This window comes from Stenotrophomonas panacihumi, from assembly GCF_001431645.1.
In the GTDB taxonomy this organism is placed as follows: domain Bacteria; phylum Pseudomonadota; class Gammaproteobacteria; order Xanthomonadales; family Xanthomonadaceae; genus Stenotrophomonas_A; species Stenotrophomonas_A panacihumi.
Genome location: NZ_LLXU01000031.1, coordinates 1 through 553 on the forward strand (window position 1 = coordinate 1; position 553 = coordinate 553).

The 553-nt window shown below is 66.5% G+C and carries 1 protein-coding gene; it reads left to right on the top strand.

Annotated elements, in window-relative coordinates; translation table 11 throughout:
- On the top strand, positions 1-553 hold a 553-nt coding region (gene serS, locus ARC20_RS01455; RefSeq protein WP_081417976.1), incomplete at both ends, for a serine--tRNA ligase.

Here is a 553-nt window from a genome sequence, read left to right on the forward strand (position 1 = left end):
GGCACCGGCCAGCTGCCGAAGTTCGAGGAAGACCTGTTCCAGACCGCGGTGGGCGATTCGCGTCGTTACCTGATCCCGACCTCGGAAGTGCCTCTGACGAACATCGTGCGCGACGAGATCATCGACGCCGAGCGCCTGCCGTTGCGCATGACCGCCCATTCGCTGTGCTTCCGCGCCGAGGCCGGCAGTGGCGGCCGCGATACCCGCGGCATGATTCGCCAGCACCAGTTCGAGAAAGTGGAGCTGGTGAGCGTGTGCCGCCCGGAAGAGAGCGAGGCCGAGCACCAGCGCATGACCCGCTGCGCGGAAGTGGTGCTGGAGAAGCTGGGCCTGCCGTATCGCAAGGTGCTGCTGTGCACGGGCGACATGGGCTTTTCGGCGACCAAGACGTATGACCTGGAAGTGTGGCTCCCTTCGCAGGACACCTACCGCGAGATCTCCTCGTGCTCGAACTGCGGGGATTTCCAGGCGCGTCGCATGCAGGCGCGCTGGCGCAACCCGGCGACCGGCAAGCCGGAGCTGATGCATACGCTCAACGGCTCGGGCGTGGCGG